The organism is uncultured Brevundimonas sp. (assembly GCF_947305955.1).
In the GTDB taxonomy this organism is placed as follows: domain Bacteria; phylum Pseudomonadota; class Alphaproteobacteria; order Caulobacterales; family Caulobacteraceae; genus Brevundimonas.
In genome coordinates this window covers 24,763-34,210 of sequence record NZ_CAMZFB010000032.1, presented here as the reverse complement: position 1 = coordinate 34,210, position 9,448 = coordinate 24,763, and the positions used below count along the sequence as shown (strand labels likewise).

Genomic DNA, 9,448 nt, shown 5'->3' with positions numbered 1-9,448 from the left:
GAGCCGTGGCAATGGCGTAGATGGCACCATTGTCCTTGGCCGACGACACCTTCATGCCGGTGTTCACACGGTTCTGGGTCGTTTCCAGAGCCTTGTTGGTGGCATTCAGAGTTTGCAGGGCGACAAGCGCACCGCGGTTGGTGTTGATCGAGTTGGCCATTCTGGCCTCCAGTTTTCACATTTTGTGATGCCCGCCGTTTTGACGGGGTGGGCGTTATGCCCGCACTCAACGCTTACTAGGTACGATGTGGTCAGAGGCGGACCGGAGGGCCCGCCCCTTCCCTATGGCTTAGCGGAACAGACCCAGCAGCATGCTGCTGGACGAGTTGGCGATCGACAGAGCCTGCACACCCAGCTGTTGCTTGGTTTGCAGGGCGGTCAGACGAGCGCTTTCCTTGGCCAGATCGGCATCCACGAGGTTGCCGATACCGGTTTCCAGCGAGTCCTGAAGCTTGCTGACGAACGACAGCTGACGATCCAGCGACTTCGACTTGGTGCCGAGGTCGGCCAGAACGGTCGTGAACGCGTTAAGCGCCGTTTCGACGTTCGCAGCCGTATAAGCGTTCGCGCCGGTCTTCTTGGCCGCATAGCCTGCCGAGGTGGTCCAAACGCCACCAGCAGCAACGTTGCCGCCGAACGTCATCGAGGAGCCGGCCGAGCTCGTGCCCGCAGCCTTGAGCGAGAACTTGCCACCCGAGGTGTTGGTGGTGACTTCAATGGCCGTACCACCTGCGGTAATGGCGTCGAACAGGTTGACACCGTCGAACTTGGCACCGTCCAGAGCCTTGTGAATTTCCTTCACGATGGACTCGAAGTCGTTGACCAGCTTCTTGCCGTTTTCGGTGAAGTCGGTCGTACCGGCATCATCCTGAATGGCCACGGCCAGGCTTTTCAGCTCGGTCAGGGCGTCCACGACGGTTTCACCGGCGGCCAGAGCCACATCGATGATCGACTGGCCGCGTTGCAGCGACTGTTTGACGGCGTCCTGAGCGCCCATTTCGGCACGTTGAGCCGTGGCAATGGCGTAGATGGCACCATTGTCCTTGGCCGACGACACCTTCATGCCGGTGTTCACACGGTTCTGGGTCGTTTCCAGAGCCTTGTTGGTGGCGTTCAGGGTTTGCAGTGCAACGAGTGCACCGCGGTTCGTATTGATCGAGTTGGCCATTCTGGCCTCCACATTTCACATTTTGTGATGCCCGCCGTTTTGGCGGGGTGGGCGCTGTGCCCGTTACTCAACGCTTACTGGGTACGAGGTGGTCAGAGCGGGAGGCGGACCGGATGATCCGCCCCTGCCCTACGGTTTAGCGAAACAGGCCCAGCAGCATGCTGCTGGACGAGTTGGCGATCGACAGCGCCTGCACACCCAGCTGTTGCTTGGTCTGCAGAGCGGTCAGGCGGGCGCTTTCCTTGGCCAGATCGGCATCCACGAGGTTGCCGATACCGGTCTCCAGCGAGTCCTGGAACTTGCCCACGAACGACAGCTGGCGATCCAGCGACTTCGACTTGGTGCCGAGGTCGGCCAGAACGGTCGTGAACGCGTTAAGCGCCGTTTCGACGTTCGCAGCCGTATAAGCGTTCGCGCCGGTCTTCTTGGCCGCATAGCCTGCCGAGGTGGTCCAAACGCCACCAGCAGCAACGTTGCCGCCGAACGTCATCGAGGAGCCGGCCGAGCTCGTGCCCGCAGCCTTGAGCGAGAACTTGCCACCCGAGGTGTTGGTGGTGACTTCAATGGCCGTACCACCTGCGGTAATGGCGTCGAACAGGTTGACACCGTCGAACTTGGCACCGTCCAGAGCCTTGTGAATTTCCTTCACGATGGACTCGAAGTCGTTGACCAGCTTCTTGCCGTTTTCGGTGAAGTCGGTCGTACCGGCATCATCCTGAATGGCCACGGCCAGGCTTTTCAGCTCGGTCAGGGCGTCCACGACGGTTTCACCGGCGGCCAGAGCCACATCGATGATCGACTGGCCGCGTTGCAGCGACTGTTTGACGGCGTCCTGAGCGCCCATTTCGGCACGTTGAGCCGTGGCAATGGCGTAGATGGCACCATTGTCCTTGGCCGACGAAACCTTCATGCCGGTGTTCACACGGTTCTGGGTGGTTTCCAGAGCCTTGTTGGTGGCGTTCAGGGTTTGCAGAGCGACGAGCGCACCGCGGTTGGTGTTGATCGAGTTGGCCATTCTAGCCTCCGAAATTCACATTTTGTGATGCCCGCCTTTTTGGCGGGGTGGGCATTGTGCCCATTACTCAACGCTTACTGTTACGGGTGAGGTGATCAGGGTTCGGGGCGGTCCGGGTGGCCCGCCCCTACCCTACGGGTTAGCGGAACAGGCCCAGCAGAATGCTGCTGGACGAGTTGGCGATCGACAGCGCCTGCACGCCCAGCTGTTGCTTGGTCTGCAGGGCGGTCAGGCGCGCGCTTTCCTTGGCCAGATCGGCATCCACGAGGTTGCCGATACCGGTTTCCAGCGAGTCCTGAAGCTTGCTGACAAACGACAGTTGGCGATCCAGCGACTTCGACTTGGTGCCGAGTTCGGCAAGGATCGTGGTGAAGTTGTTGATCGCGGCCTCGACATTGGCAGGCGTGCGGTCTGCCAGTGTGTCGAGATCAAAGCTGATTTCCTCACCCGGATCGTCGGGATCAGGATAAACCCCTTGGGTCGCATCGACTTCGCCGGTCGTCAGATAGGCACCGGTCGCAGCCGCAGGCGCGGCATCCTTAAGATCAAAGGTACCGCCCGAGGTATTGGTCGTGACCTTGATCGGTTCGTCCGCATCGGGATTGGCCGCAAACAGGTTCACACCATCAAAGGTGGCCCCTTTCAGAGCCGTCTTGATCTCGGCCACGATTGCGCTGAAGTCGTTGTTCAGCTTCGTCAGCGACGACGAACCTGCCGCAGCGTCCTGAATGGCGACAGCCAGACTTTTCAGCTCGGTCAGAGCATCCACTACCGTTTCGCCAGCAGCCAGCGCCACATCCACGATCGATTGACCGCGTTGCAACGACTGTTTGACAGCGTCCTGAGCGCCCATTTCGGCACGTTGAGCCGTGGCAATGGCGTAGATGGCACCATTGTCCTTGGCCGACGACACCTTCATCCCCGTGTTGACGCGGTTCTGGGTCGTCTCGAGGGCTTTGTTGGTCGCATTCAAGGTTTGAAGCGCGACCAATGCCCCCCTGTTCGTATTGATCGAGTTGGCCATTCTGGCCCCCATTTCACGTTGTTACCCCGCCGTTTTGGCGAGGGTGGGCGTTCTGCCCGACAGACGCTTACTGGTACTTGGGACGCCTACTTCCGCGCCTTTTCAGGCGTCGGATAACGGCCGCTATCCGCGGAACAGGTTCAGAACGATCGAGCTGGCTTGGTTGGCGATGGACAGTGCCTGCACGCCCAGTTGCTGCTTGGTCTGCAGAGCGGTCAGGCGGGCGCTTTCCTTGGCCAGATCGGCGTCAACGAGGTTGCCGATGCCGGTCTCCAGAGAATCCTGGAACTTACCGACAAAGGTCAGCTGGCGCTCGATCGACTTCGACTTGGTGCCGAAGTCAGCCAGAATGCTGGTGAAATCGTTGATGGCTGCCTCGACGGCTGCGGGCGTGTATTCGTCCCGCTTGTCAGCGGCAGGAACGGCCCAGGCACCGGTCGCGGGTGTGGCGGTACCACCGAACTCCACAGACAACGCAGCGGCAGGATCAGCCGCAGCTTTCAGCTGGAATTTATTGTTGGTCGCGGCGGTATTCACCGTCACCTCGACCAGCGTGCCCGCCTTGAAGATGTTCACGCCATCAAAGGTCGCACCCGCCAGCGAGGTGTGGATCTCTTTCACGATGGCTTCGAAATCAGCCATCAACTTGGTTTCGCTGGAGGATCCCTCGACGGAGTCCTGAATGGCAACAGCCAGGCTCTTGAGTTCGGTCAGGGCTTCGGTGACCGTTTCGCCAGCAGCCAGAGCCACATCCACAATCGACTGGCCACGCTGGAGCGATTGCTTGACGGCGTCCTGCGCGCCCATCTCGGCGCGCTGGGCCGTGGCGATGGCGAAGATCGCGCCATTGTCCTTGGCCGTCGAAATCTTCAGCCCCGTGTTCACACGGTTCTGGGTGGTTTCCAGCGACTTGTTGGTCGCGTTCAGGTTCTGCAGCGCAATCAGGGCGCCGCGGTTCGTATTGATCGAGTTGGCCATTCTGGCCTCCTTACATTCACATTGTGTGAGGCAGTCGCATTCGGCGACCTGAGCATTTTGCTCGTGTAATCGGTGATACGCTTACGCAGATCGGTGAACTGTACTAGGCAAAGAATGCTTACCCATTGCGAACAAACATTCTTACCCGGAACTTAACGGAACAGGTTCAGGACGATCGAGCTGGCCTGGTTGGCGATGGACAGAGCCTGCACACCCAGCTGCTGCTTGGTTTGCAGAGCGGTCAGGCGGGCGCTTTCCTTGGCCAGATCGGCGTCAACCAGATTGCCGATGCCGGTTTCCAGCGAGTCCTGAAACTTACCGACAAAAGTCAACTGGCGGTCCAGCGACTTGGACTTGGTACCGAGGTCGGCCATGACCGCGGTGAAGTTGTTGATCGCACGATCGACATTCGCTGCGGTGCGCGTCGTTAGGGTGTCGAAGTTGAAGTTGTTGGCAGGCGTAACACCGGCGTCCGCCGGGGCAATGGTCGGGTCTATCTTGCCGTCGGCCGCGATCGCGCCCGCCGCTGCGGTATATGTGGTTTTGATCGTGAATTTGCCGCCGGAAGTGTTTGTGGTGACTGCGATATCAGCAGTGTTCGCGTTGAACAGGTTCACGCCGTCAAAGGTCGCACCGGCCAATGCCGTACGGATCTCCGATACCAGGGCGGTGAAGTCGTTGTTGAGCTTGGTGGCGGTATCCGAACCGGCCGGAGCGTCCTGAATGGCAACAGCCAGGCTCTTCAATTCGGTCAGGGCTTCGACAACAGTCTCGCCAGCAGCCAGAGCGACGTCGACAATCGACTTGCCGCGCTCGATGGACTGCTTCACGGCGTCCTGCGCGCCCATTTCAGCACGTTGCGCCGTCGCGATAGCGAAGATCGCGCCGTTGTCCTTGGCCGTAGCCACTTTCAGACCCGTGTTGACACGGTTCTGCGTCACCTCCAGCGCACGGTTGGTCGCATTGAGGTTTTGCAGCGCAATGAGAGCGCCACGGTTGGTGTTAACCGAATTGGCCATTCTAGCCTCCTGAATTCACTTCGTGTGCGCCGTCGCCCTTTTGGCAACGGGAGCGTTTTGCTCACGCAGACAGGAAGCAATAATCAGGCCGATTGGCCAATCATTGATATTATTGGATTTTTATCAATCGCAGGTATGCAGATAGCGCCCCACCGCCGCTATAGGCCCGCGTACTATCGGCAAAATTTGCCGGGCTAGGCACAAACTGCCCAGCGCAGGAAAGAGGGGGCGGTCATCCCGCCCCCTTTGTCTGGTCGGAGCCGACTGTCCGGCTGTCCCACGGATTAACCGCGGAACAGGCTCAGCACGATCGAGCTCGACTGGTTCGCAATGCTCAGAGCCTGCACACCCAGCTGTTGCTTGGTTTGCAGCGCCGTCAGCTTTGCGCTTTCCTTGGCGAGGTCCGCATCCACCAGATTGCCGATGCCGGTTTCCAGAGAGTCCTGGAACTTGTCGACAAAGGTCATCTGACGACCCAGCGACTTCGACTTGGTGCCGAGGTCAGCCATGGTCGCGGTGAACGACGTAATCGCCGCCTCAACCTTATCCACGCCATAGTCGGTCAACGCCGACGGAGTTGCCCCCGAGGTAGCGTCGTCCTTTGGCTGCCATTCGCCCGTCGCCGCATCGTACTTGCCCGCGCCGGTACCGGCCGCACTACCAAACGCCAGAGCGTCGGCAGTGGCTGCACCGTTCGCTGCCTTGATCTCGAACTTGTTGTTCGCGGCAGCAGTGTTCACGGTTACCTTGATGCCCGCAGCGTCGGCCTTCTTGAACACGTTCACGCCGTCGAAGGTCGCGCCGGCCAGTGCCACGTGAATTTCCTTCACCATGGCCTCAAAGTCGGCAACCAGCTTCTTGGCGTTTTCCCCCAGACCCGTAACGGCACCAGCATTGTCATAGGTCTTGGGCGCATCCTGGATGGCAACCGCCAGGCTCTTCAGCTCGGTCAGGGCCTCAATAACGGTTTCACCGGCAGCCAGACCGACGTCCAGAATAGACTGGCCGCGCTGGATCGACTGACGAACCGCATCCTGAGCACCCATCTCCGCACGCTGCGAGGTGGCGATAGCGAAAATGGCTCCGTTATCTTTTGCCGTGGCAACCTTCATACCGGTGTTCACGCGGTTTTGCGTGGTTTCCAGCGAACGGTTGGTGGCGTTGAGGTTTTGCAGCGCAATGAGAGCGCCACGGTTGGTGTTGATCGAGTTGGCCATTTTGGCTGTCCTTGCTCACTTTGTGATGGCCAGCGCCATTTTAGCGCCGGGAGCGTTCTACTCGCGGGACAATGCAGCAATCGACGGACCAGTTAACAGCGTTATGTTAACTTTTTAAGGTATTGAAATTACTATATTTAATTCTTGATATTTCGACACCGAATTTGCCATTTTCAGGCAAGACCGACATCAGCCGGTCATTTATTGCCGCCCTGTTTGCCGACCCATCCGGCGTTCGGTGTGCAGAGCGGTTACCGCCAGTTCGCGGGCGGCATCGCAACGCAATATCTGAAGTCCCCTGAGCATATAGGCCTCCTCCAGATCGGCCGCGGTCGGCTGATCAGGCAGGGTCGCGATCTGGCACGGCTGAAACACCTCCGCCGGCAGCACCAGCTCGGGCAGCGCAATGGGCTCCACCCGTTGCGTGGCACAGGCTGTCATCATGACGCAGCAGCCGATCACGGCTGTTTTCATCCAATGCTGTCCGGCCTTTTTCATCGCCACGCGCCTCCCCTATGGCTTTTCCGGTTTCGATGGTGATCTGGTCCAGCCGCTGCTGGGTCTCGGAACGGCGCTGATCCAGTACGGCCTGCCCCTCGCGCTCGGCCTTGCGGGCCTGTTCCGACTGTCTGGTCTGTTCGGCTTGTCGGGCCAGCTGCTCGGATCTGCGACGGCCAAGGCCGAATGGATCGGCCAGCCACAGGGCCAGCACCACCGCTATCACCAGCACGACAGCGCATCCCAAGGAGGTGAAGGCTCTCCACCACCCCGTCATGGATAGGCCTTTCGGCATAGTTCGAAATGTGGCCCGTCGCGCAGGCGCGGCCAGTCCCCGCCCCATACCAGGGCGACCCCCAGTTCACTGGCCGCCGCCTTGAAGGCCTCGGCAATGCGCGGATAAAGCGGCCAGTCCCAGCGGACCGTACCGCCCACCCATGCCGCCACATCGACCGCATGGCCCGTCAGGTGGCGGCTGTTCAAAGTCTGGCTCGCTCCCGCCGCAACTAGCAGTTTCTGGCGTGCGGCGTTCCTTCGGCCCTCGATCACCGTGAAATCGATATCCGTCAGGACGATGGCCCGCTCGACCACGGCCACCAGCGCCGGATGAACCCCCGCCAGATTGCCGCGCGAGCGCGCAGAAAGGCGAAAGCTCATCGATCGCCCCCACGGTGCCCACGCGCCAGATTGACGATCTGCTGCGCCGAGGGGGCCACCAGATACAACAGGCACATCAGGGCAATCAGCCCCATCAGGCCGTCCGCCAGATGGCGCAACTGTTCCGGCGGTGACAGGCGCACCGCGTCCCGCAACAGCACCCAGATCAGCATCGTCGCCAGATAGACGTAGAGCCTGCGCCAGAACCAGCGCCCCTCGGCGCGATCCACGGCGGGACGTTCGCTTGTCTCAATCATTCCTCATCCCCTTGATTGATGGTCACAGACGCGCAGCGCCAGTCGCTGCCCAAGGCGTCAAAGCATTCGTCTTCGGTCAGATGGTCGGGCGTGGCCCAGTCCTCGGGATCGATGTCCAGCGGATCGAAAACCGGATGCGGTGTCTCGTGTCTCGGCATCGGCTCACCCCACATAGGTCAGTCGAACCACGCCTGCGGAGCCCTTGCCGCCCGCGCCACCTGAACTGGTACCCGCGCCGCCACCGCCGCCGCCCGCGCCATACAATCCGGCATTGCCGCCAGCATGGCCCGCGCCCGAGGCATTGGCACCGCCGCCGCCGCCGCCACCGCCCAGCCAGCCAAGGTTGGGCAAGGAACACGGCCCGCCATTGCCACCGCCATACTGCGACCCGCCGCCGGAATAGGCCTCGATGCCGCACGGATCGCCCACACCACCGGCTGTTCCTGACGATGCGGCGTTTGCGGCGCTCAGACCGCCCCCTGCGCCCCCCGCACCCGAGGAAAAGACGGCGGCGTATCCATCCGGCTTGCCGCCGCTGGACATGCCACGGTTGCCGATGCCGCCAAGGCCCCCCTGTCCAGCCAGACCGCCCTTGCCGCCCTCTCCGCGCAGGATGACGTTGCCATAGGTGGTAATTGTGGTGGCCCCGCCGTCGGCACCCGACGTCGCGCCGCCTGCGCCCACAACAATGGTCAACTCACCCAGATGTTCGACGGGCCAGACGGACATGCCGATGCCGCCCGCACCACCACCGCCGCCGCCGTGACGCTCGGTTGAAGACGATCCGGCCTGCCCCTGACCGCCCGCACCACCGCCGCCGACGCAGACAGCCTCTACCCACCGTGCCCATGACGGCACGGTCACGCTGCCGGATGCGGTCTGCACCACCGTCTCGCGGCGGGTTGCGCCGGACGGGAACCACACACGGCCATTGTTACGGTCGATGCTCAGGGCCTCGTGCCAGTGCGCGCCGTCTGCGCTGACTTTGAAACGCAGATTGTCGTCACCGATCAGGCCGATCTCGGCGCGTCCCTGCCATCCGCTCTGGAACATCACTGAGCCTGTCGCAGCAGGCCCCTGTTTGTTGAAGGTAAAGCGCAGATCGCCGTCACCGCCGTCATCGGTCGGTCTGGCCGCCCACAGCGCCTTGTTCAGGCGGGCGCTGAACGGGTTCTGGGCATCCGGCGCAGCCCCCACGCCCAGTGCCTCTAACGTCAGGGCACCGCCCAAGGCCGCACCCAGCGGCTGCCACTGGCCCGAGAGCCTCACAAGGGTCACGCCCTCGTCCAGCACCACCGCCAGCATGCCTTCGGTCACAGGTCCTGCGACCCAGCCGCCGACCTCACGGCGCACCACCGTACCGCCCGCAAATTCGGTCCAGCCGTGGTTACCCGCCTCCGGCACGATATAGAGCGCACCGACGTCGGCTTGTGCTGGCGGATTGGCCAGCGAACGACTGATGACCGCCATCTGCACCATGGCATCCAGACGGGTCATCGCCTCATTGACCGTCACATGCTTCTGAAGCTGACCGGCCATCACATAGGGCAGCCCAAGGCGCCCGCTTTCATCCGTCATCACTGTCTCCATCAGGATATGGAGATCAGTGTCCGGC

At 61.4% G+C, this 9,448-nt stretch carries 12 protein-coding genes and 1 pseudogene; 1 reads left to right on the top strand and 12 read right to left on the bottom strand.

All coding sequences use genetic code 11. The features are described 5' to 3' along the window. The 8 genes and pseudogenes from Q0Y42_RS09355 to Q0Y42_RS09320 all read right to left on the bottom strand — a co-directional run. Positions 1–160, bottom strand: a pseudogene (locus Q0Y42_RS09355) (flagellin); the annotation flags it as partial. A gap of 129 nt (positions 161–289) precedes the next feature. Continuing rightward, positions 290–1,168, bottom strand: a complete 879-nt coding sequence (locus Q0Y42_RS09350) for a flagellin (protein ID WP_297802859.1) — start codon at positions 1,166–1,168, stop codon at positions 290–292. Between the two features lie 136 nt (positions 1,169–1,304). Next, the gene (locus tag Q0Y42_RS09345) at positions 1,305–2,183 is read right to left on the bottom strand and encodes a flagellin (protein WP_297802856.1); all 879 of its coding nucleotides are present in this window, start codon (positions 2,181–2,183) and stop codon (positions 1,305–1,307) included. Positions 2,184–2,322: 139 nt separating this feature from the next. Beyond that, a complete protein-coding gene (locus tag Q0Y42_RS09340) occupies positions 2,323–3,207 on the bottom strand; it encodes a flagellin (RefSeq protein ID WP_297802852.1) in 885 nt (294 codons plus the stop codon). Between the two features lie 123 nt (positions 3,208–3,330). Next, positions 3,331–4,185 carry a flagellin gene (locus Q0Y42_RS09335; RefSeq protein WP_297802848.1) on the bottom strand — a complete coding sequence of 285 codons (855 nt, stop codon included), beginning with the start codon at positions 4,183–4,185 and terminating at the stop codon, positions 3,331–3,333. Between the two features lie 152 nt (positions 4,186–4,337). After that, complete coding sequence (locus Q0Y42_RS09330) at positions 4,338–5,204, bottom strand: flagellin (RefSeq protein WP_297802845.1); 867 nt, start codon at positions 5,202–5,204, stop codon at positions 4,338–4,340. Between the two features lie 284 nt (positions 5,205–5,488). Beyond that, the gene (locus Q0Y42_RS09325; protein WP_297802842.1) at positions 5,489–6,421 is read right to left on the bottom strand and encodes a flagellin; all 933 of its coding nucleotides are present in this window, start codon (positions 6,419–6,421) and stop codon (positions 5,489–5,491) included. A gap of 201 nt (positions 6,422–6,622) precedes the next feature. Then, on the bottom strand, positions 6,623–6,865 hold the full coding sequence (locus tag Q0Y42_RS09320) for a hypothetical protein (RefSeq protein WP_297802839.1): 243 nt from the start codon (positions 6,863–6,865) through the stop codon (positions 6,623–6,625). On the opposite strand from Q0Y42_RS09320, the gene Q0Y42_RS09315 reads away from it, so the two are divergent. Continuing rightward, the gene (locus tag Q0Y42_RS09315; RefSeq protein WP_297802836.1) at positions 6,864–7,202 is read left to right on the top strand and encodes a hypothetical protein; all 339 of its coding nucleotides are present in this window, start codon (positions 6,864–6,866) and stop codon (positions 7,200–7,202) included. The two genes, Q0Y42_RS09320 and Q0Y42_RS09315, sit on opposite strands and share 2 nt — an antisense overlap. Here Q0Y42_RS09315 and Q0Y42_RS09310 read toward each other — a convergent pair. The 4 genes from Q0Y42_RS09310 to Q0Y42_RS09295 are packed head-to-tail and all read right to left on the bottom strand — an operon-like array spanning position 7,193 to position 9,411. Beyond that, positions 7,193–7,576 carry a M15 family metallopeptidase gene (locus Q0Y42_RS09310; RefSeq protein WP_297802833.1) on the bottom strand — a complete coding sequence of 128 codons (384 nt, stop codon included), beginning with the start codon at positions 7,574–7,576 and terminating at the stop codon, positions 7,193–7,195. The genes Q0Y42_RS09315 and Q0Y42_RS09310 overlap by 10 nt on opposite strands. Continuing rightward, entirely contained in the window at positions 7,573–7,833 is a 261-nt protein-coding gene (locus Q0Y42_RS09305; RefSeq protein WP_297802830.1) for a hypothetical protein, read from the bottom strand. The genes Q0Y42_RS09310 and Q0Y42_RS09305 overlap by 4 nt, the downstream gene beginning before the upstream one ends. Next, positions 7,830–7,991, bottom strand: coding sequence for a hypothetical protein (locus Q0Y42_RS09300; protein ID WP_297802827.1), 162 nt, complete (start codon positions 7,989–7,991; stop codon positions 7,830–7,832). Before Q0Y42_RS09300 ends, Q0Y42_RS09305 begins: the two co-directional genes overlap by 4 nt. Positions 7,992–7,995: 4 nt before the next feature. Continuing rightward, positions 7,996–9,411, bottom strand: a complete 1,416-nt coding sequence (locus tag Q0Y42_RS09295; protein WP_297802824.1) for a DUF2793 domain-containing protein — start codon at positions 9,409–9,411, stop codon at positions 7,996–7,998. Positions 9,412–9,448 lie beyond the last annotated feature (37 nt).